This window comes from Actinacidiphila cocklensis (assembly GCF_907177275.1).
Taxonomy (GTDB): domain Bacteria; phylum Actinomycetota; class Actinomycetes; order Streptomycetales; family Streptomycetaceae; genus Actinacidiphila; species Actinacidiphila cocklensis.
In genome coordinates this window covers 25,084-48,538 of sequence record NZ_CAJSLV010000085.1, presented here as the reverse complement: position 1 = coordinate 48,538, position 23,455 = coordinate 25,084, and the positions used below count along the sequence as shown (strand labels likewise).

Genomic DNA, 23,455 nt, shown 5'->3' with positions numbered 1-23,455 from the left:
CCGCCGCGCCGGTCAACGGCACGGCCGCCGCCCCGGCGCCCGCGCCGGCCCCGCCGACGGCCGAACGCCCGCTGGCCAAGCCGCCGGTGCGCAAGCTGGCCAAGGACCTCGGCATCGACCTGGCCACCGTCGTGCCGACCGGCCCGAACGGCGTCGTGACCCGGGACGACATCCGGGCCGCGGCCGCGCCCCCCGCACCCCTCCCGGCGGCCGCCGCGCCCGACCGGGCAGCGCCGGCCCTCTCGCCGGGCGAGCGGGAGACCCGCATCCCCATCAAGGGTGTGCGCAAGGCCACCGCCCAGGCGATGGTGGCCAGCGCCTTCACCGCCCCGCACGTCACGGAGTTCGTGACGTTCGACATCACCAGGACCATGAAGCTGGTCCAGGAGCTGAAGGACGACCGCGCCTTCACCGGGCTCAAGGTCAGCCCGCTGCTGCTGGTCGCCAAGGCCCTGCTGGTCGCGATCCGCCGCAACCCGCAGGTCAACTCGGCCTGGGACGAGGCGGCGCAGGAGATCGTCCACAAGTCCTACGTCAACCTGGGCATCGCCGCGGCCACCCCGCGCGGCCTGATCGTCCCCAACATCAAGGACGCCCAGGACAGGACGCTGCCGGAACTGGCGGCGGCGCTGGGCGAGCTGGTCGCCACCGCCCGCGAGGGCAAGACGTCGCCCGCCGACATGCAGAACGGCACGGTGACCATCACCAACGTCGGCGTCTTCGGCGTCGACACCGGCACGCCCATCCTGAACCGGGGGGAGTCCGCGATCCTCGCGTTCGGCGCGGTCAAGCTCCAGCCGTGGGTCCACAAGGGCAAGGTCAAGCCGCGGCAGGTCACGACGCTGGCGCTCTCCTTCGACCACCGCCTGGTCGACGGCGAACTCGGCTCGAAGGTGCTGGCGGACGTGGCCGCGATCCTGGAGCAGCCCAAGCGCCTGATCACCTGGGCCTGATCACCTGGGCCTGATCACCTGGGCCTGGAGGACCGCGGCCTGACGGCCTGACGGCCCGACGGCCCGACGGCCTGGCAGCCGCGTGGAGCGGGGGTTCCCGGCGGACATACGTCCGGGAGCCTCCGCTTCTGCGTGTTTCCCCCGTTCCGGCGCGGAATTGTGCTGCTATCGGCCCATGGTCGTCAATGTCTCGGTCATCCTGCTGCTGTTCGTCATCGCGGCACTGCTGATGCACAACAAGAACCTCAAGGTCAGCCACGCCATCATCTGCGGACTGCTCGGCTTCTGCCTCGCCGGCTCCAGCCTGGCGCCCACCATCCAGTCCACCGTCGCCTCGACCGCCGATCTGGTGAGCACCATCCGCCCCTAGGATGGTCCGATGAACGATGTCGACAACGTGGCGCTGCGGCCGGTGGCGGAGGACGACCTGCCGGTGCTGAACGGGATGCTGGGCAGCGCCGAGGTCAGGGCGCCCTTCCAGTGGTTCGGCTGGAGCGATCCCGGCAGGATGGCGCGCGGCTTCGCGGAGAACGGCCTGCTCGGCCCGGAGAACAGCATGCTCATGGTGGTCTCGGGCGCCGAGACGCTCGGCTTCGTGTCCTGGCGCAAGATCGACGTCGCGGGCACGTACTTCTGGAACATGGGCATCATGCTGCTCCCGGCCGCCCGTGGCCGCGGTGTCGGCACCCGCGCGCAGCAGCTGCTGGTCCGCTACCTGTTCGCCCACACCCCGGTGGTGCGGATCGAGGCGGACACCGACAAGGACAACATCGCCGAGCAACGCGCCCTGGAGAAGGCCGGTTTCACCCAGGAGGGCCTGATGCGCAGCGTCGTCTTCCGCGACGGTCAGTGGCGCGACGCCTACCTCTACGGCATCGTCCGTGACGATCTGAAGTAGCGCCCCGCAGGACGCCCCCTCGCGGTGGGATGATGTGCCGTCCCCGTGCGGGGACACGGTCCTGTGGGGGGATGCGCGCGATGGCATGGGAGAAGGAAGCCGGGCAAGGTGCCTGCTTAGAGGTGCGGATGCGCTGGCGATCGGTGCTGCCGGTGCAGATGGTGATCCTCCCGGTAGCCGTCCTGGAGTTGATATTCGGACCGTTCGGGAGGGACACGCCACTCACCGCGTTTGTCGGCGGAACGATGGCGTCCGGGCTGCTCATCTGGATCCGGGCCTTCCGGCTCAGGTCGCTGGGCTGTGTGCTGCGGATCGACGCGGCAGGGGTCACCGTCGCCGGTGCGCCGGCGGTGCCGTGGGAGCGTCTGCGGCGGGTCGAGCTCGCCAGGCGGCGGGTGGTGGTGTTCCTGCCGCGGATACCCGAGGAAGGCGACCCGCTGCCGCTCGTGCCGGACGGGTTCATACAGGGCGCGCGGGGCAGGCGGCGCCTCCATGACACGCTGGTCGACCGCTACGGCTCGCCGATGGTCCTGTTCACGGCGATGTACGGCGTGTCGCCGCGGGAAGTCCTCGACGCCGTGCGCTACTACAGCGGCGGCGAGGCCGTCTCCGACTGAGCGGCGCGGGACCGTCCGGACTGCGGACGGCGTATCGGACGGGCCGGTGTTGTATCTATGATGTGCGCATCATGGATGCAGCAATCGTCGCGACCCCGGTCGCCGTCAAGTCGCCGCCCGCCGCCGAGCGGGTCTATCTGCACGTCAAGGCAGGGGTGCTGGACCGCAGCTACGAGGGAGGGACGCTGCTGACCGAGGGCGACCTCGCCGAGGCCGTCGGGGTGTCGCGCACGCCGGTGCGCGAGGCGCTGCTGCGGCTGGAGGCGGAGGGGCTGCTCAAGCTCTACCCGAAGAAGGGCGCCCTGGTGCTGCCGGTCTCCGCGCAGGAGATCGCCGACGTCGTCGAGACGCGGCTGCTGGTCGAACAGCACGCGGTCGCCAAGCTGGTGGGCGCGCTGCCCGAGCGGCTGGTCGCCCGCCTTGAGGAGCTGCTCGCCGAGCAGCGCGGGCACGCGGCCGCCGGCGACCTGGCGGCCTTCGCGGTCGCCGACCGCTGCTTCCACGCGGAGATCGTGCGCGCGGCCGGCAACCGTATCCTCGCCCAGCTCTACGACCAGCTGCGGGACCGCCAGTTGCGGATGGGCGTGGCCACGATGCACGCCGAGCCCAGCCGGGTCGCCAAGAACATTGCCGAGCACACCGAGATCCTGGACGCCCTGCGGCACGGCGGCGCCCGGCAGGCGGAGGCAGCGGTGCGCCGCCACCTGTCGCGGGTCAACACCCTGGCGCGGGGCGAGTCGTGAGCGCCAAGGCCCTGCCGGGCGACCCACCGGGCGGCCGGCGTGCCGCCCTGGTCTGGGGCGTCGGCACCCTGGTCTACCTGGTGGCGGTGGTGCACCGCACCAGCCTCGGGGTGGCCGGCATCGACGCCGCCGACCGCTTCCACATCGGCGCGTCCGCCCTGTCGTCGTTCTCCATCCTCCAGGTGCTGGTCTACGCCGGCATGCAGATACCCGTCGGCCTGATGGTGGACCGGCTCGGCACCAAGCGGGTGCTGATGCTGGGCGCGGTGCTGTTCACCAGCGGCCAGCTGGCGTTCGCGCTGTCGCACTCGTACGGCATGGCGCTGGCCGCCCGCGCGGTGCTGGGCTGCGGCGACGCGATGACGTTCGTGAGCGTGCTGCGGCTCGGCTCGCGCTGGTTCCCGGCCCGCCGCGGGCCGATGATCGCGCAGGGCGCCGCCCTGTTCGGAGTGGCGGGCAACCTGGTCTCGACGGTCGCACTGTCCCGGCTGCTGCACTCGGCGGGCTGGACGCCGACCTTCCTGGGCACGGCGATCGGCGGCGCCTTCGTGCTGCTGCTGGTGGCGCTCTTCCTCAAGGACCACCCCGAGGGCTACGAGCCCGCGCCGGCCGAGCACGCGGGACTGGCGTACGTACGGCGGCAGATCGCCGCGTCCTGGGCGGAGCCGGGCACCCGGCTGGGGATGTGGACGCACTTCACCACGCAGTTCTCCGGAATGGTCTTCCTGCTGCTGTGGGGCCTGCCCTACCTGGTCGAGGACCAGGGCGTGTCGCGCGGCACCGCGGGCAGCCTGCTGACCCTGGTGGTGCTGGCCAACATGGTCTTCGGGATGCTCTTCGGCCAGCTGATCTCCCGTCACCACGGGGCCAGGATGCCGCTGACGCTGGGCGTGATCGGGGCGACCGCGGGCGTCTGGGCGGTGGTGCTCGGCTGGCCGGGCGGGCAGGACCCGATGTGGCTGCTGGTGGTGCTGTGCGTGGTGCTGGGCGCCTGCGGCCCCGGTTCGATGATCGGCTTCGACTTCGCCCGGCCGGCCAATCCGCCCGAGCGCTTCGGTACGGCGTCCGGCATCGTCAACATCGGCGGTTTCACCGCGTCGATGCTGACGCTGCTGGCGATCGGGGTGCTGCTGGACGCCACGGGCGACAACTACCGGGTGGCCTGGAGCAGCGTCTTCGTCCTGCAGGCGGTCGGCACCGCGCAGATCCTGCGGCTGAGCCGGCACAGCGAGCGCCTGGAGCGCGAGCGGATCGCGGTCAGCCGGGTGGAGAGCGTCCACCGCACCTCGGCCGCGGCGGTCAGCGGCGAGTAGGCCCGCTCAGCGGGGAGCGGGCGGGACCCGGGCCGCCCGCCACGGCCCGGGTCCAGGGATCGTGCCCGCCTCAGCGCGTCACGGCGATGTGCTGCAGGATCGTCTCGGCCAGTGCCGCGTCTCCTTCGATCTTGAGCCGGTCGGCCACCGCGGCGGGCCGCACCCGGCCGGTCAGCAGCCGCAGGAAGGTCTCCCAGTCCAGGGCGAAGGTCACCGCCGGGCCGAGCGAGACCGCCGAGTCGATGGAGCCGCGGCCCTCCGCGTTGACCCGCACCGTCCGCATGAACTCCAGCGGGCCGTGCACGTCGAAGACCACCGCGGACCCGGGCTTGGCGCCCGCGTCGTGGGCGACCAGCTTCGGCAGCGACCGCAGCACGTAGTCGCGGGCCAGCACGGCCGCCGCGGAGGCCAGGTTCCCGGGCTTGTCGAGCGCCCTGCGCAGGTCCTGCTCGTGCACCCACACGTCGAAGACGCGGCTCCACAGCTGCTCCTCCAGCGTGATCTCGCCGCCGCCGATCGCCCGCACCTCGGCGTCCGGCTGCCGCGACTCGTTGCGCAGCTGCCGGGACCTGCGGATGATCGTGTACTCCAGCTCCGAGGTCATCTCCGGAGCGGTGTGGTGCCGCCTGATGTCCACCGGGACCTCGGTGTAGCGGGCGGTCTCGCTGGTGATGTGCCGCAGATCGCTGGGGAGTGTGTGGATCGGGCGAGGATCGCCGAGCAGTTCGCACTCGAAGCCGATGACGTGGGAGACGATGTCGCGGACCGACCAGTAGGGGCACTCCGTGGGGCGGTTCCACTCCCCCTCGGCCAGTGGGGACACCATTTCGTTGATGGATTCTATGGAGTGGGTCCAGGCGTCGATGTACGGCTGGAGCTTGCTGTGGACGGTCACGGGACCCCTCGACGGATCGGTGCGCGGTCGTGGTGGTTGGCGCCTAAGTTACGCTGCGCGCGGGCGCCCACGCAGTGCTTTCGAATGACGATGGTAGGCCCGGCTCGACGACCCAACGTATGGGCGGTGTACAGGTGCGCGCAACGCTTCTCCAGATCGAGGTCGACCCGGCCGAGACGGCCGCCGACCGGCGGCGCCGTGCGGCCGCCCTCGTCCGCGCCCAGGCGGGTGCGGATCTGGTCGTGCTGCCCGAGCTGTGGCCGGTCGGCGCGTTCGCGTCCGACGACTTCGCGGGCGGCGCCGAGCAGGCCGGCGGCGGTCCCACCGCCGAGGCGATGAGCGCCGCCGCGCGGGACGCCGGGGTGTGGCTGCACGCCGGTTCCGTCGTCGAGCGCGACCCGTGGCCCGACGGGCAGCTGTACAACACCTCGCTGCTCTTCGCGCCGGACGGTGCGCTGCACACCACCTACCGCAAGATCCACCGCTTCGGCTTCGACCGGGGCGAGGCGGTGCTCATGGCCGGCGGTTCGCGCCTCGTCACGGCCGCCCTGCCGCAGACCGTGCTCGGGCTCGCGACCTGCTACGACCTGCGCTTCCCCGAGCTGTTCCGCGGGCTGGTGGACGCCGGCGCCCAGATGCTGGTCGTCCCGGCGGGCTGGCCCGCGCGGCGGCTGGCGCACTGGCGGGTGCTGGTGCAGGCCAGGGCCGTCGAGAACCAGGCCTACGTCCTGGCCTGCGGCACCTCGGGGACGCACGCGGGGGTGCCGCAGGCCGGCCACAGCATGGTCGTCGACCCCTGGGGCGTGATCCTGGCCGAGGCCGGCGCCCCCGCCGAGACCCTCACCGTCGACCTCGACCCCGCCCTGGTCGCCTCGACCCGCGCCGACTTCCCCGTCCTGCGCGACCGCGTCCTCGGGGCGCCGCCCCGTTAGCCCCGGGGGCTACTCCTCCTTGGCCGCGAGGCGGTCGACGCAGACGGCGACCGCGATGAGCATCGCGGCGTCGGCGTCCGGGCGCTCGACGTCGACGGCGTAGGCGTCCCGCAGGGAGAACCACCTGCGGGAGACGCGCGCGAGGCGCTCGCCCTCGTACTCGATGTCGAACTCCTTGCCGACGAGGTCACCGCGGATCTCCAGCTCCTCACCGGAGGCGAGGTCGGCCCGGTACACCTCGTGGAGCAGCGCGAGACGTTTCTTTCTGACGGTGACCAGGATCTCGCCGTCCCGTTCGATCGTCATGGCGTCCCGCAGGGACATCAGCTTCCTGTGGATGACGGCGACCACTCCGCCGTACGGGTCCCGCAGTTCGAGGGTGTCCCTGATCCTGAGCACCTTGCCGTCGACGTAGAAGGCCCGCCGGCCGTCCTCGTCCTCGATCCAGTAGTCGTCGCCGATCGCGAACATTTTCTCCTGCACCACGTATTTCATGGGGGAATGCCTACCCCCGGTGATGCTGTTGGATGGGGATATGACTGCACGTGCACGCGTCCGGGCGCCCGAGCTGATCGGCAGGGGCGGCTGGCTCAATACGGGCGAGGCCACTCCGACCCTCGCCGACCTGCGCGGATTCATCGTGATCCTGGACTTCTGGACCTTCTGCTGCGTCAACTGCCTGCACGTCCTGGACGAGCTGCGCGAGCTGGAGGAGCGGCACCGTGACACCGTGGTGATCGTCGGTGTTCACTCTCCGAAGTTCGTGCACGAGGCGGAGCACCAGGCCGTGGTGGACGCCGTCGAGCGGTACGCGGTGCACCACCCGGTGCTCGACGACCCGGAGCTGGCGACCTGGCGGCAGTACGCGGTCCGGGCGTGGCCGACGCTGGTGGTGATCGACCCGGAGGGCTACGTGGTCGCGCAGCACGCCGGCGAGGGCCATGCGCACGCGCTGGAGCGGCTGGTCGCGGAGCTGGAGGTCGAGCACGGCGCGAAGGGCACGCTGCGCCGCGGCGACGGCGTGTACGTACCGCCGGAGCCCGTTTCGACCGACCTGCGCTTCCCCGGGAAGATGCTGGCGCTGCCCGGTTCCGGGCACTACCTGGTGTCGGACTCGACGCGGCATGCCCTGGTGGAGCTGGCGGCGGACGGCGAGACGGTGGTCCGCCGGATCGGCACGGGCGAGCGCGGGTTCGCCGACGGCGACCCGGGCACCGCGCAGTTCAGCGAGCCGCAGGGGCTCGCCATGCTGCCGGACGGCGGCGTCATCGTCGCGGACACCGTCAACCACGCGCTGCGCCGCCTGGACCTGGACAGCGGCCGGGTCAGCACGGTGGCCGGCACCGGGCGGCAGTGGTGGCAGGGCTCGCCGACCAGCGGCGCCGCGCGCGGGGTGGACCTGTCCTCGCCGTGGGACGTGGCCTGGTTCGAGGACCGGGTGTGGATCGCGATGGCCGGCGTGCACCAGCTGTGGACGTACGACCCGGCGACCGACCGGGTCGAGGTCGCGGCGGGCACCACCAACGAGGGCCTGGTCGACGGCCGCGCCGCCGACGCCTGGTTCGCCCAGCCGTCGGGTCTCGCGGCGGCGGGCGAGCGCCTGTGGGTCGCCGACTCCGAGACGTCGGCGCTGCGCTGGGTCGAGCGCGCCACCGACGGCGACGGCTACGTCGTGCGCACCGCGGTCGGCACCGGCCTGTTCGACTTCGGCCACCGCGACGGCCCGGCCGGGCAGGCGCTGCTCCAGCACCCGCTCGGCGTCACCGGCCTGCCCGACGGCTCGGTCGCGGTCAGCGACACGTACAACAACGCGCTGCGCCGGTACGACCCGGTGACCGGCGAGGTCAGCACGCTGGCCACCGACCTGCGCGAGCCGTCGGACGCGGCCGTGGTGGACGGCGACATCGTCGTGGTGGAGTCCGCGCGGCACCGGCTGACCCGGATGCACCTGCCCGAGGAGGCGGTACGGGTCGAGGCCGTCGCCCACCGCACGCAGCGGGCCGCCACCGACGTCGCGGCCGGCGCCTTCCGGCTCGACGTGGTCTTCTCGGCCCCGGCCGGGCAGAAGCTGGACGAGCGCTACGGCCCCTCCACCCGGCTGCTGGTCAGCGCCACCCCTCCGGAGCTGCTCGCGGAGGGCGAGGGGAAGGGCACCGACCTCTTCCGCGACCTGGTGCTCGACCCGTCGGTGGCGGAGGGCGTGCTGCACGTCTCGGCGATGGCGGCGTCCTGCGACGACGACCCGGCCAACGAGTACCCGGCGTGCCATGTGCACCAGCAGGACTGGGGCGTCCCGGTCCGGCTGACCGACACCGGGGACACCCGGCTGGCCCTGGTCCTTGCCGGGATGGACGCCTCGCCTGCTCAGTAGCGCCGGTCGGTGTAGTAGCGCTCCTCGACCACGGGCGGCACGTCGCCGTCCGCGGTCGGCGGGATCCTGCGCCGCTTGAAGATGCTGACGTAGGCGGCCATGCCGATCACGCCGACGGCCATCATGATCAGTCCGAGCAGGTCCATGTTGACGCCCTTCGCGTGCCAGTCCGTCGCGAAGGTGATGACCGCGCCTATCGCGATCAGGATGATGCATCCGCCGATACCCACGATGTCCGCCTCCAGAGGTGGAGTTGAGGGGTCCTCACCGACCGCCTACCCGGCGCTGCGGGTCGAAACATCGCCCCGGTGGCGGTAGTCGGTGGGTGCGGCGCCGTAGGCGGCGCGGAAGGCGCGGGTGAAGGTGGCGTGGTCCCTGAAGCCCCAGCGGGCGGCGATGAGGTGCACGGGGGTGGCCGCCAGGGCCTCGTCGGCCAGGTCCTGGCGCGCGGCCCGCAGCCGCTGGTCGCGGATGAAGGAGGCGACGGTGGTCCCCTCGGTCCTGAACAGCCGGTGCAGGTGGCTGGTGGAGATGTAGTGCGCGGCGGCCACGGTGGCGGGGGTCAGCTCCGGGTCGTGCAGGTTCCGCCGGATGAAGGCCTTCACGCCGAGCGCCAGGGTCCGGTTCCGCGTCTCGGGCTGGAGCGCGGGCTCCGCGTCGGTGACGCTCGCGATGAGCGCGGTGGCCAGGTCGCCGAGGATCCCGCTGAGGCGCAGCGCGTCCGCGGGACCGTACGCGCCGCTGTCCGCCGACACCTGGGTGACGAACTGCGCCAGCAGCGCGCCCAGACCCTGGCGCCCCGGTATCGGGTGCCCGAGCACCTGCTGCGCCCTGCCCCACGACAGGCCCAGCTGCGCCTTGGGCACCTCGATGCCGATCGTCTCGATCGTCCCCGCGGCGGTCGAGATCTCGTACGGCCGCGAGCTGTCGTTGACGAAGATGTCGTGGGTGCCGTACTCGGCCTCCTCCCGGTCCCACCTCACCACCGCGCCGCCGCGGATGACCAGCGAGATGTGGCAGTACTCCGGGTCGGACTGCCGGATGAGCTTCGGGGTCCGCAGGAAGATCAGCTGCTGGAAGGTGGCCGGCCACAGCGACACCTCGCCGAGCGCGATCAGTCGCTGGTGCGCCCGGAAGTCGCCCGCGTGGTCGCTGCGCAGGCGCATCGGCGCGTGCGTGCGGCTCAGCAGGTCCTGCCAGGCGTCGAAGCGCTCGGCCCTGGGCAGGTCCTCACTCCGGAAGACCGTCTCGCTCAGCATCTCCCACCCCTGGGAACCAGCCGCGGCAGCCCTGTGCGGGCTCCCGCACAGGGCGGGAGCCTACGCCGTGGGCAGCGCGGGAGCCTACGCCGTCAGGAAGGCGCTCAGGGCCTTCGCCAGGTGGACCGGGTCGTCGGCGCCGCACAGTTCGCGGGCCGAGTGCATGGACAGGATCGGGACGCCGATGTCGACCGTCGTGATGCCGTGGCGGGCCGCGGTGATCGGGCCGATCGTCGTGCCGCAGGGCATCGCGTTGTTGGACACGAAGTGCTGGAAGGGCACGCCCGCCGACTCGCAGGCGGCCGCGAAGAGCGCCCGGCCGGTGCCGTCGGTGGCGTAGCGCTGGTTGACGTTGGTCTTGAGGATCGGGCCGCCGTTGGCGCGGGGGTGGTGCGTCGGGTCGTGCTTCTCCGCGTAGTTGGGGTGCACGGCGTGGCCGACGTCGGAGGAGACGCAGACGGTGCCGGCCAGCGCCCGCAGCCGCTCCTCGTAGCCGCCGCCGCGGGAGTGCACCGAGCGCTCCAGGACGTTGCCGAGCAGCGGCCCCTGCGCGCCGGTGTCGGACTCGCTGCCGTTCTCCTCGTGGTCGAAGGCGGCGAGCACCGGGATGGTGTCCAGGTCGCCGGACTCGGCGGCGGCGATCAGCGCGGCCGTACAGGCGTGCACGGACAGCAGGTTGTCCAGCCGCGGGGAGGCGAGGAGTTCGCGGTCGCGGCCCAGGTACGCGGGGGGCTGCACGTCGTGCGCCATGAGGTCCCAGCCGGCGACGTCGTCGCCGTCGAGGTCGGCCTCGGCGGCGAGGAAGTCGATGAGGTCGCCGTCGCGGGCGTCGCCGAGGCCCCACAGCGGCTGGAGGTGCCGCTGCCGGTCGAGGGTGAGCCCGTTGTCGTTGACGCCGCGGTCGAGGTGGACGGCGAGCTGGGCGACCCGCAGCAGCGGGCGGTCGACGTTGACCAGGGCGGTGGAGCCGTCGCGCAGCGAGAGCCGGCCGGCCACGCCCAGGTCGCGGTCCAGCCAGCTGTTGAGCAGCGGGCCGCCGTAGATCTCGACGGCGACCTGCCGCCAGCCGGCCGTCCCCATGTCGGGGCGCGGCTTGACCCGCAGGTTGGGCGAGTCGGTGTGCGCGCCGACCACCCGGAAGGGCGTCTCGGGCCGCGCGCCGGCCGGCACGTACCAGGCGATGACGGCGCCGCCGCGCAGCACGTACTTCCCGCCGGCCTCCGCGTCCCAGGCGTCGGTCTCGGCGACCCGGCGGAAACCGGCCGCCTCCAGCCGGGCCGCGACGGCGGCGACCACGTGGTACGGGGACGGTCCCGCCTGGACGAAGGCGGCGAGGTCGTCGGTGTGGGTGCGGTCGAAGGTGCGCGCTGACGGGCTCATACCGGCCAGCATAGGAAACGCCGGGGGCCGCCACCGACGTGGTGGCGGCCCCCGGCGCACGGGCCGTCCTGGCGGACCTGCGGCCGGCAGGTCAGAAGGCCTCTTCGGGGACGTCCATCACGTCGAGCGTGACGGCCTCGGCCATCGCGCGCTGCACCCCGACGCCCGGCAGGATGTTCGTCGCGAAGAACTTCGCCGCGGCGACCTTGCCGGTGTAGAAGGCGGTGTCCCGCTGCGAGGCCGCCGGCAGCTTGTCGAGCGCCACGCCGGCGCCGCGCAGCAGCAGGTACGCCACGACGACGTCGCCGGAGGCGAGCAGCAGCCGGGTGGTGTTCAGGCCGACCTTGTAGATCGAGCGGACGTCCTGCTCGGTGGCCGCCAGGTCGGTCAGCATGGTGCCGACGATGGCCTCCAGGTCGGCGGCGGCCTTGGCGAGCTGGTCGCGCGCGTCGGCCAGTTCCGCCCCGCCGGTGGCCTCGGCCAGGAACTTCTTGATCTCCTCGCTCAGCCCGGTCAGCGCCTGGCCCTGGTCGCGGACGATCTTCCGGAAGAAGTAGTCCTGGCCCTGGATCGCGGTGGTGCCCTCGTAGAGGGTGTCGATCTTGGCGTCCCTGATGTACTGCTCGATCGGGTACTCCTGGAGGTACCCGGAGCCGCCGTAGGTCTGCAGGGACTGGGCGAGCTGCTCGTAGGACTTCTCCGAGCCGTAGCCCTTCACGATGGGCAGCAGCAGGTCGTTGAGCCCGTGCAGCCGGCTCGCGTCCTCGCCCGCGGCCTCGGCGACCTGGATGGAGTCCTGGACCGAGGCGGTGTAGAGGACGAGCGCGCGCATGCCCTCGGCGTACGCCTTCTGCGTCATCAGCGAGCGCCGCACGTCGGGATGGTGGGTGATGGTGACCTTGGGCGCGGCCTTGTCCATGAACTGCGCCAGGTCGGGTCCCTGGACCCGCTCCTTGGCGTACTCCAGCGCGTTCAGGTAGCCGGTGGACAGTGTGGCGATCGCCTTCGTGCCGACCATCATGCGGGCGAACTCGATGATCCGGAACATCTGCCGGATGCCGTCGTGCTTGTCGCCGATCAGCCAGCCCTTGGCGGGGTGCTTGTCGCCGAAGGTCATCTCGCAGGTGTTGGACGCCTTCAGGCCCATCTTGTGCTCGACGTTGGTGGCGTAGACGCCGTTGCGCTCGCCCAGCTCGCCGGTCTCGGCGTCGAACTCGTACTTGGGCACCATGAACAGCGACAGGCCCTTGGTGCCGGGTCCCGCGCCCTCGGGGCGGGCCAGCACGTAGTGGATGATGTTCTCGGACATGTCGTGCTCGCCCGAGGTGATGAAGCGCTTGACGCCCTCGATGTGCCAGCTGCCGTCGTCCTGCCGGACCGCCCTGGTGCGCCCGGCGCCGACGTCGGAGCCCGCGTCCGGCTCGGTGAGCACCATGGTCGAGCCCCACTGCTTCTCGACCGCGAGCGCGGCGATCTTCTTCTGCTGCTCGGTGCCCTCGTCGTAGAGGATGCCGGCGAAGGCGGGACCCGAGGAGTACATCCAGATCGCCGGGTTCGAACCGAGCACCAGTTCGGCGTACGACCAGATCAGGGAGCGGGGCGCGGTGGTGCCGCCGATCTCCTCGGGCAGGCCGAGCCGCCAGTACTCGGCGTCCATGAAGGCCGCGTAGCTCTTCTTGAACGTGTCGGGGACCGGCGCGGTGTTGGTGTCGGGGTCGAAGACCGGCGGGTTGCGGTCGGTGTCGGCGAAGGACTCGGCCAGTTCGTTCTCGGCCAGCCGGGTCAGCTCGGCCAGGACGTCCCTGGCCGTGTCGGCGTCCATGTCGGCGAACGGACCCGTGCCGTAGAGCTGGTCGCGGCCGAGCACCTCGAAGAGGTTGAACTCGATGTCGCGGAGGTTCGACTTGTAGTGGCCCATGGCGACGGCTCCGTATCGCTGCTGCAGTCATCAAGAATGTGTCCACATGATGCTACCCGTCAGTAATAACAAGCAACCCCCGGCGGGTGGATGTGACCGGTTCCTCGCCCCCGGCGCCTCATTCGCGGCTGTTCCCCCTCGGGCGCGCGGGCGTCACCGTTACGCTTGGGCGCGTGTACGGCTACGACCAGAGCGTGAATCCCGGCCCAGGCCCGGCCCCCGGCGGGGCCGCGCCCATGTCCGGCTACCCCGAGCCCTCGCCGCCGTCGCTCGCCGACGCCGTACGCGCCTTCACCACGGGCTCGCTGTCCGCCGAGGACTTCCAGGCGATCTTCGCCACGTCCAAGGTCTACTGCCCGCGCGGCGAGAACCCCGGCTTCCTGGCGCTGCACGACACGCAGCAGCCGGTGATCCCGATGTTCAGCTCGCTCAAGGAGCTGCGGCGCTACGCGGGCAAGGAGTCGAAGTACTTCGTGATCACCGGCGCCGAGGTGCTCGACCTGCTGCCGACCGGCTACGGCTTCGTGCTCGACATCGACGGGCAGCACCGGATGGTCTTCGACGCGAAGGCCGTCGAGCAGATGGTCGACTTCACGATGCGCCGGATGTACGGCTGAGGCTCGCGCCTCCTTCCTCTCTGCTTCCCCTGCTTCCCCCGCTTTCCGCGGTCTCCGCTCGCCCCCTCGCCGGGTGAGGGAATGGTCACGCGTTGCTAGATGTTCAGCCTTCAACTACATTGGAGGAACATCCCCCCAAGGAGGCACCCCATGCCCGCCGTGACCGTCGAGAACCCGTTGACCCTGCCGCGCGTCACCGCACCCGCCGACGGCCGGCCGCGCCAGGCCCTGTCCGTCAGCACCGCGCCCAGCGGATTCGAGGGGGAGGGCTTCCCGGTCCGCCGCGCCTTCGCCGGCGTCGACTACCGCCAGCTCGACCCGTTCATCATGATGGACCAGATGGGCGAGGTGGACTACGCCGCCGGTGAGCCCAAGGGCACCCCCTGGCACCCGCACCGCGGCTTCGAGACCGTGACGTACATCATGGACGGCACCTTCATCCACCAGGACTCGCACGGCGGTGGCGGCACCATCACCAACGGCGACACCCAGTGGATGACCGCCGGGTCCGGACTGCTGCACATCGAGACCCCGCCGGAGTCGCTGGTGCTCAGCGGCGGCCTCTTCCACGGCCTCCAGCTGTGGGTGAACCTCCCCAAGGCCGACAAGATGATGCCGCCGAAGTACCAGGACATCAGGGCCGGCGGCCTGAAGCTGCTGACCTCCGCGGACGGCGGCGCCCTCATCCGACTGATCGCCGGCGACCTCGGCGGCCACGTCGGCCCCGGCTCCACCCACACGCCGATCACCATGACCCACGTGTCCCTCAACGCCGGCGCCTCGGTCACCCTCCCCTGGCGGGCCGACTTCAACGCCCTCGCCTACGGCCTGGCCGGCACCGGCTTCGCGGGTCCGCAGTCCCGCCCGTTCGCCATGGGCCAGGCGGTCGTCTTCGGCCCCGGCGACACCCTCACCGTCCGCGCCGCCGACACCCAGGACTCGCGCTCGGCGAACTTCGAGTTCGTCCTGCTCGGCGGCCTGCCGATCCGCGAGCCGATGATGCAGTACGGCCCGTTCGTGATGAACACCCACGCGGAGCTGGCGCAGGCCTTCGACGACTTCCAGGCCGGCCGCCTCGGCACGATCCCGGCGGACTCGCCCTACGGGCGCTGAGGCCTCCCGGCCCGGGGCGGCGACGTCGTTACGGCGTGCCGCCCCGGGCCTGTCCGCGGCGGATGACGGTTCTCAGCGCCGAGGCTGCGCCGCTGTCGGAGGCCGTGACGAGTGCGATGCGGTGCTCACAGCAGGTGGTCGGCCTTGCCGGACTTGATGTCGGTGATCAGTGCGCGGAGCGCTTCGCGGGAGTCGGTGAGGTAGCGGTCCTCCTGGCCCGCGACGGCTATGTAGGCGTTGCCCTCCGCGTCGGTCCCGATGCGGAAGCAGTTGCTGGCGTCCTGGCAGAAGGGGGCTTCCCAGGTGATGTCGGCCACGGTGGTCTCTCCTAGAGCTGGGACCTGACGGCGTGCATGAGGTCGAGCGTCTTCCCCGGCGGGAGGGCGATGCGCTGCATCTCGTCGAGTTGGAGCCGGTACTTGCACAAGTGCGCCTCGGCATGGACGAATTCCCCGACCGTCACCCGGTCCGCCAGGGCGCTGTCCAGACGGGGGACCTGGGCGCGGGCGTACAGGATGGACTGGCCCGAGCCCGGGAAGGCGCCCGCCGAGAACGGGATCGCCTGGATCGTGACGTTGGCGCGCTCGGCGGCGGTCATGAGGTGGGCGAGCTGGTCCCGTAGCACCGCACGTCCGCCCACCTCGGTCCGTAGCGCGCCCTCGTGGACGACGAGTTCGTACGGTGGGGCGTCCGGGCGGTCGATGGCCTGGTGGCGTCGGACGCGGTGGGCGACCCTGGCCTCGAACTCGTCTGCCGGCAGCGGCGGGATGGCGGCCTGGAAAAGAGCGCGGGCGTAGGCCTCGGTCTGGAACTGGCCGGGCATGTGGGTCATCGTGCTGACCCGCAGGCCTCGGGCGTGCCACTCCAGTTCGGCGATGTCGAGGAAGGTCGAGGGCAGGACGTTCCGGTAGTCCTCCCACCAGCCCTGGCCGCTGTCGGCGCACATCGCGACCAGTGCGTCGATCAGCGCCTGGTCGGTGCATTCGTAAGCGAAGGCGATCCGCCGCAGCCGCTCGGGGCTGATGCCGTGGCGTCCGGCCTCGGTGCTGGAGATGACGGTCCGGTTGGTGTCCAGCAGTGCGGCCGCCTGCTCGGTGGACAGCCCGGCGTCCTCCCGCAACTTGCGGAGTTCCGCGCCCAGGCGCTGCTGGCGTGCGGTCGGGTTGCTCCTCGGCGGCATGCGCTTCCTTCCCTGCGTGAGGCTCAGTTTGCCGTGCGGGGAGCGGCCGGTCCAACGGGTCGTCAGCGAACTGGTGGCACACGTACTCCCGATGCTCTACCGTAGTACGCACGTTACTACGCGCTATTCGCCGGAAGCGCACCGCGCAAGTGCGCCCGTCCGCCCTGGGACGGGTGCGCCTGCGACCAGGGCGGCATGCCACCGGCGGCGTATCGAATCCGCCACCTCCGCAAGGGAGTTCCGCCATGCCCGAAATCCCCGTCGTGCCCGCCCTCTGGCGGTTTCCCGCGCACCCCGCGTCCGTTGCGCGGGCACGGCACGCCGTCGCGGAGGTGCTGCCGCGCCAACTGCACGCCGAGCTGGGGCTGATCACCAGCGAGCTGGTCACCAACGCCGTACGGTACGGCGCCGGTGCCGACGACCTCGTCGAACTCGTGCTGTGGCCCGCCGACGGGCACTACTGGCTGGCGGTGTCCGACCCGGGGGACGGCAAGCCCGTACTCGACCACCGGCCCCCGCCCGACGCGGAGTCGGGCCGCGGGCTGCTGCTGGTGGACGCGCTCGCCGCCGCGTGGGGGGTGGTGCAGCGGCCGTACCGCGGGAAGTCGGTGGTCGCCGGGTTGGCCCTTCCCGCGTGACGCGGGTCCGGGCGGGCCGGTAAATTGCGAGCGCATGTCTCCTGGGGTGGGGGATCGCGGACAAGGGGAGAGCGCCGATGCGCAGGGTGGGACGAAGAGGGTTGGCCGCCGCGGTGGCGGGGGTTCTGCTCGGGGCGCTGGCCGCGGCGGTGCCCGCGCACGCGGCCACCGGGGCCTACGCGTGCCCGAAGGGCTACTTCTGCGGGTGGACCGGCGACGACGCCACCGGCAGCATGATGAAGACGAACAAGAGCATGCCCACCATGGGGTCCTGGGACAACCGCATCCTGGCGGTGTCCAACCGGACGACCAGCATCGTGTGCCGATATGTGGACGCCAACTACGTTGTCGCCGACGGCTACGGGTACGAGAGGCCGGACGACCCGGGAGCGTGGAGTTCGAATCCCGCGCCTGCCACGACGAGTTCGCTGAAATTCGTCAAGACCACGCGCGAATGCGCCGAACCGCCGTACGGCCCGTGGCTGTCCGAGAAGAGCCCCGTCAAGGCGGGCTTCGGCGACATCGACCGGGACGGCTACGCCGACGTCCTGTCCAGGGACCTGGCCGGGCGGCTGTGGTTCGTCCCGGGCAGCACGGGCGCCGGGCGGCTGATCGGCGGCGGCTGGAACTCGATGACCGCCATGACGCGGCACGGCGACCTCACCGGTGACGGCATCGAGGACCTGCTGGCCAGGGACTCCGCAGGCGACCTGTGGATCTACCCGGCCACCGGGCGCGGCGGCTACCTGTCCCGCCGGTTCGTCGGCGGCGGGTGGAACGCGATGGCCCGGGTCACGGCCGGCGGCGACCTCACCGGTGACGGCAGGAACGACCTGCTCGCGGCCGACAGGTCGGGCAAGCTGTGGCTCTACCCGGGCACCGGGCACAGCCACTTCGGCGCGCGCAGGCTGGTCGGCGGCGGGTGGCAGGTCATGTCGGCGCTCAGCGGCCCCGGCGACCTCACCGGTGACAAGCACCCGGACCTGCTGGCCCGCGACACCTCCGGCAAGCTGTGGCTCTACCCGGGCACCGGCCGCGGGACCTTCGGTGCCCGAACGCTCATCGGTACCGGCTGGAACGCGATGGAGTCCTTCTTCGCCGTGGGCGACACCGACGGCGACGGCAGGAACGACCTGAACACCGTCACCAACGACCGCTACAAGATCGGCGGCTACGCCGGGAACCTCGGCTGGCAGCTGCTGTACCGCGGGACCGGCTCGGGGAAGGCCGCGCTGCGGTCGCCCGTGCAGCAGAGCGGCGAGTGGTGGGAGCTGAACGGCACGTTCTAGCGCCGCTGCGAGGCGGGTGTCTCGTACAGCTCGAACCAGGTGGACTTGCCGTCGCCGCGGGGGTCGACCCCCCAGGCGTCGGCAAGTTCCTCCATCAGGAGGAGGCCGCGGCCCGAGGAGGCCAGCTCGCCCGGGGAGCGGCGGTGGGGCATGTCGTCCGACGGGTCGCCGACGTCGACGTGCAGGCGGCGGGTGCCGGGCATGCCGGTGACCTGGGCCAGCAGGACGGCGTCGCCGTCGGTGTGGACCAGGACGTTGGTGACCGCCTCGGAGACCAGCAGGACGGCGGACTCGACCTGCTCGTCGCAGGCCCAGTCGTGCAGCAGCGCGCGGATGTCCTCCCGGCAGGAGCGGATCTGGCCGGGGTCGGCCTGGGAGACGGTCAGGACGGTGCGGCGGACCGGGACGGCGCAGGTCGGGCCGTCGGGGTCGCGGCGCAGCAGGACCAGCGCGATGTCGTCCTCGCGGCGGTCGCTGAGCGGACCGGCCGGGTGGTGCGAGGCCGGGCCGTGGGAGGCGTGGACCAGGGAGTCGGCGAGGACCTCCAGGTCGCCCGCGGGACCGGTGGCCAGCGCCTTGGACAGCCGCTGCCAGCCGGTCTCCAGGTCGTGGCCGCCGGTCTCGATCAGGCCGTCCGTGCACAGCAGCAGCACTTCGCCGGGCTCCAGGACCATCCTGGTGGTGGGGTAGTCGGTGTCCGGCTCGATGCCCAGCGGCAGCCCCACGGCGGTGCGCCGCACGATGGTGGTCCCGTCGCCGAGGCGTATGGCGGGCTCCGGGTGCCCGGCGCGGACCACGTCGAGCGTGCCGGTGAGCGGGTCGATCTCGACGTAGAGGCAGGTCGCGAAGCGGGCGTCGGAGCCGTGCTCGTCGGCGACCCCGGCCAGGAAGCGGGACGTGCGGGACAGGACGGCGTCGGGTCCGTGGCCCTCGGCCGCGTAGGCCCGCAGCGCGATCCGCAGCTGGCCCATCAGGCCCGCGGCCTTGACGTCGTGGCCCTGCACGTCGCCGATGACGATCGCGGTACGCCCCGAGGGCAGCCCGATCACGTCGTACCAGTCGCCGCCGACCTGCAGGCCGCCGCCGGTGGGGACGTAGCGGGTGGCCACCGCCATGCCGCTGACATCGGGCCTGCGGGCCGGAAGCATGGTGCGCTGGAGGCCGTCGGTCAGCTCCCGCTCCGTCTCGTGCAGCCCGGTCCTGGACAGCGCCTGGCCGAGCATGCGCGCCACGGTGGTGAGCACCGCCCGCTCGTCGGGGGTGAAGGCGACCGGTTCGCGGAACGCCGCCATCCAGGTCCCGATGGTGCTGCCTGCGACGACCAGCGGCAGGTACGCCCACGACACCCGCCCGTAGGGCTCGACCAGCGGCCAGGTCGCCGGGAAGCGCTCCGCGTAGGCCTCGGGCGAGTCCAGGTAGATCGCGCGGCCCGTGCGGGCCACCAGCGCGGCCGGGTAGTCGGGGGACAGCGTGATGTCGAAGACGGCGGCGTCGGTGGCGTCCTGGCCGTGGTGGCCGATGACCGAGAGCTGGTCGCCGTTCACGCCGAAGACCGCAAGGCCGTCGGGCGAGAAACCGGGCATCGACAGGGACGCCGCGACCCGCAGCACCTCGGTGGTGGAGTCCGCCTCGGCGAGCGCCCGGCCCGCGTCCAGCAGGAAGGCCTCCCTGGCCCGCCGCCAGTCGGCGGTCGCCGTGCCGACCGCGTCCGGCGCGTCGTGCACCTCGTGCAGCGTGCCGCTGACCAGCCGGCCGCGCGGCGCGGCCCTGGCCCGCAGCGTCCGCAGCACCCTTCCGTCCTCGCCGACCACCCGGACCACCGACTCCGCGACCGTGCCCTCGGTCGCGGCGAGCGAGACCGCGGCGTTCAGCGAGACGAAGTCGGCCGCGTGCAGGCAGGCGCGCACCGTGGTGGAGCGGTGCGTCGCGGCTCCCCCCGACAGGCCGAGCAGGTGTGCCGCGCAGTCGTCCACCGTGATGTCGTCGGTGCCCTCGTCCCACTGCCACAGGCCGGAACCGACCGCGGCGAGGACCTCCTCGGAGTGCATTGCCCCATTTTATGGGGTTTCGCATGCCGGGGGCGAATATGCCTGGACGGCGCCTTGCGGGTACCCTGCCCGGCCCGCGCCCGCGCGCGGTACGGATACACGGATGAGGAGGCGCCCCCGGCGCCGGTAGGCTGTGCTGGTTCCCCACCATCGCGACGACCTGACGACTTGGACGAACCACGATGCACCGGTACCGGTCACACACCTGCGGAGAGCTGCGCGCCACCGACGTCGACACCGACGTCCGCCTGTCCGGCTGGCTGCACAATCGCCGTGACCTGGGCGGCATCCTCTTCGTCGACCTGCGCGACCACTACGGCTTCACGCAGCTGGTGGTCCGCCCCGGCTCGGCCGTCTACGACGAGCTGAGCAGCCAGTCCAAGGAGTCTGTGGTCCGCGTCGACGGCCGGGTCGTGGCCCGCTCGGCGGAGAACGTCAACCCGGAGCTGCCGACCGGCGAGGTCGAGGTCGAGGTGACCTCCCTGGAGGTGCTCGGCGCCGCCGACCCGCTGCCCTTCCCGGTCTTCCCCGAGGACAGCGCGAACGAGGAGATGCGGCTCACCAACCGCTTCCTCGACCTGCGCCGCCAGCGCATGCACCGCAACATCATGCTGCGCACCCAGGTCATCTCCTTCCTGCGCCGCGAGATGACCGCGCTGGGCTTCAACGAGATGGCCACCCCGATCCTGTCGGCCACCTCCCCCGAGGGCGCCCGCGACTTCCTGGTGCCCTCCCGGGTGCACGCAGGGAAGTTCTACGCGCTGCCGCAGGCGCCGCAGCAGTTCAAGCAGCTGCTGATGATCTCCGGCTTCGACCGCTACTTCCAGATCGCGCCCTGCTTCCGCGACGAGGACTCGCGCGCCGACCGCTCGCCCGGCGAGTTCTACCAGCTCGACGTCGAGATGAGCTTCGTCGAGCAGGAGGACGTCTTCGGCGTCATCGAGAAGGTGATGACCGACCTGTTCACCGAGCTGGGCGGCGGGCGCACGGTCACCTCGCCCTTCCCGCGCATCCCCTTCCGCGAGTCGATGATCAAGTACGGCAACGACAAGCCGGACCTGCGCACCGCGCTCGAACTGGTCGACGTCTCCGAGGTCTTCGCCGGCTCCGGCTTCAAGGCCTTCGCCGGCAAGCACGTCCGCGCGCTGGCCGTGCCGGACACCGCCGACCAGCCGCGCAAGTTCTTCGACCAGCTCGGCGACTACGCGGTCTCGCTCGGCGCGAAGGGCCTGGCCTGGGTCCGGGTGGGCGAGGACAACGCGCTGACCGGGCCGATCGCCAAGTTCCTCACCGAGCAGGACGTGGCGGCGCTGGTCACCGCGGTCGGCGCCAAGCAGGGCACCGCGATCTTCTTCGGGGCCGGCGAGTTCGACGAGGTCTCGAAGATCATGGGGCCGGTCCGGGTCGAGGCCGCCAAGCGCGCCGGGCAGTACGACGAGGGCGTCTTCCGCTTCTGCTGGATCGTGGACTTCCCGATGTTCGAGCGCAACGAGGACACCGGGGCGGTCGAGTTCTCGCACAACCCGTTCTCGATGCCGCAGGGCGGCCTCGAAGCGCTGGAGACCAAGGACCCGCTGGACATCCTGGCGTGGCAGTACGACATCGTCTGCAACGGCATCGAGCTGTCGTCCGGCGCGATCAGGAACCACGAACCCGCGGTGATGTACAAGGCGTTCGAGATCGCCGGCTACTCGCGGGAGACGGTCGAGGCGGAGTTCGGCGGCATGCTGCGCGCCTTCCACTTCGGTGCGCCCCCGCACGGCGGCATCGCCCCGGGCGTCGACCGCATGGTCATGCTGCTCGCGGACGAGCCCAACATCCGCGAGACGATCGCCTTCCCGCTCAACCAGCACGCCCAGGACCTGCTGATGGGTGCGCCGTCCGAGGTCGAGGAGACCCGGCTGCGCGAGCTGCACATCCAGCTCCGCAAGAAGTAGCCCGCGGGCGCCCCTCCCGCCCCTGAACACGCTCACCCCCCGGGCAACCGGACCGGAGGTCCGGGGCGTTGTAGAGGTGTGGGGAGGACAATTCGTGGGCGAGGGCGGGTTCGAGCAGTTCGTGGCGGCACGCGGTCAACGACTGCTGCGTGTCGCCTGGCTGCTCACCGGCGACGCCCATCTCGCAGAGGACCTGCTGCAGACGGTGCTGGCCAAGGTGTGGCCGAAGTGGCACCGGATCGCGGAGGAGAACCCGGAGGCGTACGTCCGCCGGGCGCTGGTGCACACGCACGCCTCGTGGTGGCGCAGGCGGTGGCGCGGGGAGGTGCCGCATGGCGACCTGCCGGACCGGGCGCTGCCGCAGGACGCCTATGCCGGGGTGGACCTGGAGCAGGCGCTCGCCGCGGCGGTACGCGCCCTGCCGGTACGCCAGCGGGCCGTGGTGGTGCTGCGGTACTTCGAGGACCTCAGCGTGACCGAGACCGCGGAGGCGCTGGGGTGTTCGGAAGGCACGGTGAAGAGCCAGGCGGCCAAGGCGCTGCGGACGTTGCGCGGGCTGCTGCCCGCCGCGGTCACCGTGGACGGGGGTGACTGCCGTGACTGACCTGGACGACGCCGAGGACGAGTTGCGGGTGCTGCTGGAGCGGGCGGTGCCGCAGCTGCCCGCGCCGGCGCAGCGCCTGGAACGGGTGCGGATGCGGATGCGGCGGCGCCGCAGGCGCCGGACGGCCGCGGTCACCGTGAGCGCGGTGCTGGCCGTCGCGGCGGTGGTGGCGGTTCCCGGGCTGGTACGCCCGCAGGGCGGCGGCTCGGCGCCCGCGGTGGTGGCGACCAGCGGGCACGCCGTGGTGGCGACGACGCCTGCGGGCGGCGCCAAGACCAACGGGCCGGGCACGACACCGCCCTCGGCGGGCGGCTACCGCCCGGCCGGCATGGAGGGGCTGCGGCTGCGGCCGCCGAAGGGCTGGAAGGTCCTGCCGGACCCGGACACCGACAGCGTCTTCCTGTCGTCGCAGAGCCTGGTGCTGCCAGAGGGCGGTTGCGCCCACGCCCTGGACGGCTTCTGCACCCCGCTGGCCCGCGTGCTGGCCTCGGACGGGGTGCTGGTGATGTTCCACCTCACGCAGAGCTCCGCCCAGGCGCAGAAGTTCAGCGGCTTCGCCCTGCCGCTGGAGGACGAGGTCCCGTACTCGGCCTGCCTCGCGGTCACCGGCACCCGGCAGATGGGGCGGACGATGGTCGGCTCCGCGGGGTCGGGCACGGTGGTGTGGGCGGTGGCCTGCCTGTCGCACCCCTCGGCCGCGCAGACGGCGCGGGTCAGGGACCTGATCGGGTCGGCGGACTTCGGATGACC

Annotated in this window: 24 protein-coding genes; 15 read left to right on the top strand and 9 right to left on the bottom strand. The window is 71.9% G+C overall.

The features are described 5' to 3' along the window. The 6 genes from NFU81_RS31185 to NFU81_RS31160 form a co-directional block, all read left to right on the top strand. Positions 1-953 (top strand): dihydrolipoamide acetyltransferase family protein (locus NFU81_RS31185; RefSeq protein WP_251497444.1); only part of this gene is annotated, 953 nt, incomplete at its 5' end. A 175-nt stretch (positions 954-1,128) separates the two neighbouring features. After that, positions 1,129-1,323 carry a hypothetical protein gene (locus NFU81_RS31180; protein WP_251497442.1) on the top strand — a complete coding sequence of 65 codons (195 nt, stop codon included), beginning with the start codon at positions 1,129-1,131 and terminating at the stop codon, positions 1,321-1,323. Positions 1,324-1,332: 9 nt separating this feature from the next. After that, a complete protein-coding gene (locus NFU81_RS31175) occupies positions 1,333-1,851 on the top strand; it encodes a GNAT family N-acetyltransferase (protein ID WP_251497439.1) in 519 nt (172 codons plus the stop codon). A gap of 128 nt (positions 1,852-1,979) precedes the next feature. Further along, on the top strand, positions 1,980-2,468 hold the full coding sequence (locus NFU81_RS31170; protein ID WP_251497436.1) for a hypothetical protein: 489 nt from the start codon (positions 1,980-1,982) through the stop codon (positions 2,466-2,468). 71 nt (positions 2,469-2,539) lie between these two features. Continuing rightward, positions 2,540-3,211, top strand: a complete 672-nt coding sequence (locus tag NFU81_RS31165; RefSeq protein ID WP_251497433.1) for a GntR family transcriptional regulator — start codon at positions 2,540-2,542, stop codon at positions 3,209-3,211. After that, positions 3,208-4,524 (top strand): MFS transporter, encoded by a 1,317-nt coding sequence (locus NFU81_RS31160; RefSeq protein WP_251497430.1) that lies wholly within the window; start codon positions 3,208-3,210, stop codon positions 4,522-4,524. The genes NFU81_RS31165 and NFU81_RS31160 overlap by 4 nt, the downstream gene beginning before the upstream one ends. Before the next feature lie 70 nt (positions 4,525-4,594). Here the strand turns inward: NFU81_RS31160 and NFU81_RS31155 are convergent, their stop codons facing one another. Next, on the bottom strand, positions 4,595-5,419 hold the full coding sequence (locus tag NFU81_RS31155; protein WP_251497426.1) for a maleylpyruvate isomerase family mycothiol-dependent enzyme: 825 nt from the start codon (positions 5,417-5,419) through the stop codon (positions 4,595-4,597). Between the two features lie 134 nt (positions 5,420-5,553). On the opposite strand from NFU81_RS31155, the gene NFU81_RS31150 reads away from it, so the two are divergent. Then, a complete protein-coding gene (locus NFU81_RS31150) occupies positions 5,554-6,351 on the top strand; it encodes a carbon-nitrogen family hydrolase (protein ID WP_251497423.1) in 798 nt (265 codons plus the stop codon). Between the two features lie 9 nt (positions 6,352-6,360). Here NFU81_RS31150 and NFU81_RS31145 read toward each other — a convergent pair whose 3' ends face one another. Beyond that, positions 6,361-6,846, bottom strand: a complete 486-nt coding sequence (locus NFU81_RS31145; protein ID WP_251497420.1) for an LURP-one-related/scramblase family protein — start codon at positions 6,844-6,846, stop codon at positions 6,361-6,363. 40 nt (positions 6,847-6,886) lie between these two features. Here NFU81_RS31145 and NFU81_RS31140 point away from each other — a divergent pair, with 40 nt between their 5' ends. Continuing rightward, complete coding sequence (locus tag NFU81_RS31140; RefSeq protein ID WP_251497417.1) at positions 6,887-8,722, top strand: NHL domain-containing thioredoxin family protein; 1,836 nt, start codon at positions 6,887-6,889, stop codon at positions 8,720-8,722. Here NFU81_RS31140 and NFU81_RS31135 read toward each other — a convergent pair. The 4 genes from NFU81_RS31135 to NFU81_RS31120 all read right to left on the bottom strand — a co-directional run bounded on the left by NFU81_RS31135 (position 8,716) and on the right by NFU81_RS31120 (position 13,279). Next, positions 8,716-8,952 (bottom strand): hypothetical protein, encoded by a 237-nt coding sequence (locus tag NFU81_RS31135; RefSeq protein ID WP_251497414.1) that lies wholly within the window; start codon positions 8,950-8,952, stop codon positions 8,716-8,718. The two genes, NFU81_RS31140 and NFU81_RS31135, sit on opposite strands and share 7 nt — an antisense overlap. 45 nt (positions 8,953-8,997) lie before the next feature. After that, on the bottom strand, positions 8,998-9,981 hold the full coding sequence (locus tag NFU81_RS31130) for an AraC-like ligand-binding domain-containing protein (RefSeq protein ID WP_251497411.1): 984 nt from the start codon (positions 9,979-9,981) through the stop codon (positions 8,998-9,000). A gap of 84 nt (positions 9,982-10,065) precedes the next feature. Further along, positions 10,066-11,361, bottom strand: a complete 1,296-nt coding sequence (locus NFU81_RS31125; protein WP_251497408.1) for a M18 family aminopeptidase — start codon at positions 11,359-11,361, stop codon at positions 10,066-10,068. 91 nt (positions 11,362-11,452) lie between these two features. Then, the gene (locus NFU81_RS31120) at positions 11,453-13,279 is read right to left on the bottom strand and encodes an acyl-CoA dehydrogenase (protein ID WP_251497405.1); all 1,827 of its coding nucleotides are present in this window, start codon (positions 13,277-13,279) and stop codon (positions 11,453-11,455) included. A 173-nt stretch (positions 13,280-13,452) separates the two neighbouring features. Between NFU81_RS31120 and NFU81_RS31115 the strand changes: the two genes are divergently transcribed. Beyond that, positions 13,453-13,896 (top strand): SseB family protein, encoded by a 444-nt coding sequence (locus NFU81_RS31115; protein ID WP_410169979.1) that lies wholly within the window; start codon positions 13,453-13,455, stop codon positions 13,894-13,896. Between the two features lie 150 nt (positions 13,897-14,046). Further along, complete coding sequence (locus NFU81_RS31110; RefSeq protein WP_251497402.1) at positions 14,047-15,009, top strand: pirin family protein; 963 nt, start codon at positions 14,047-14,049, stop codon at positions 15,007-15,009. 125 nt (positions 15,010-15,134) lie between these two features. Here NFU81_RS31110 and NFU81_RS31105 read toward each other — a convergent pair whose 3' ends face one another. Both NFU81_RS31105 and NFU81_RS31100 read right to left on the bottom strand, forming a co-directional pair. Continuing rightward, on the bottom strand, positions 15,135-15,326 hold the full coding sequence (locus NFU81_RS31105) for a hypothetical protein (protein WP_251497399.1): 192 nt from the start codon (positions 15,324-15,326) through the stop codon (positions 15,135-15,137). A gap of 11 nt (positions 15,327-15,337) precedes the next feature. After that, positions 15,338-16,189 carry a helix-turn-helix domain-containing protein gene (locus NFU81_RS31100; protein ID WP_251497396.1) on the bottom strand — a complete coding sequence of 284 codons (852 nt, stop codon included), beginning with the start codon at positions 16,187-16,189 and terminating at the stop codon, positions 15,338-15,340. A gap of 245 nt (positions 16,190-16,434) precedes the next feature. Between NFU81_RS31100 and NFU81_RS31095 the strand changes: the two genes are divergently transcribed. Together NFU81_RS31095 and NFU81_RS31090 are read left to right on the top strand one after the other, a co-directional pair. Next, positions 16,435-16,827, top strand: a complete 393-nt coding sequence (locus NFU81_RS31095) for an ATP-binding protein (protein ID WP_251497393.1) — start codon at positions 16,435-16,437, stop codon at positions 16,825-16,827. A 77-nt stretch (positions 16,828-16,904) separates the two neighbouring features. Next, positions 16,905-18,116 (top strand): FG-GAP-like repeat-containing protein, encoded by a 1,212-nt coding sequence (locus NFU81_RS31090; RefSeq protein ID WP_251497391.1) that lies wholly within the window; start codon positions 16,905-16,907, stop codon positions 18,114-18,116. Here the strand turns inward: NFU81_RS31090 and NFU81_RS31085 are convergent. After that, positions 18,113-20,164, bottom strand: a complete 2,052-nt coding sequence (locus NFU81_RS31085; RefSeq protein WP_251497388.1) for an ATP-binding SpoIIE family protein phosphatase — start codon at positions 20,162-20,164, stop codon at positions 18,113-18,115. The genes NFU81_RS31090 and NFU81_RS31085 overlap by 4 nt on opposite strands. A gap of 182 nt (positions 20,165-20,346) precedes the next feature. Between NFU81_RS31085 and aspS the strand changes: the two genes are divergently transcribed. The 3 genes from aspS (at position 20,347) to NFU81_RS31070 (ending at position 23,453) form a co-directional block, all read left to right on the top strand. Next, complete coding sequence (aspS, locus tag NFU81_RS31080; RefSeq protein WP_251497385.1) at positions 20,347-22,101, top strand: aspartate--tRNA ligase; 1,755 nt, start codon at positions 20,347-20,349, stop codon at positions 22,099-22,101. A gap of 94 nt (positions 22,102-22,195) precedes the next feature. Beyond that, complete coding sequence (locus NFU81_RS31075) at positions 22,196-22,705, top strand: SigE family RNA polymerase sigma factor (RefSeq protein WP_251497382.1); 510 nt, start codon at positions 22,196-22,198, stop codon at positions 22,703-22,705. After that, the gene (locus NFU81_RS31070) at positions 22,698-23,453 is read left to right on the top strand and encodes a hypothetical protein (protein WP_251497379.1); all 756 of its coding nucleotides are present in this window, start codon (positions 22,698-22,700) and stop codon (positions 23,451-23,453) included. The genes NFU81_RS31075 and NFU81_RS31070 overlap by 8 nt, the downstream gene beginning before the upstream one ends. The last annotated feature ends 2 nt before the right edge of the window (positions 23,454-23,455 follow it).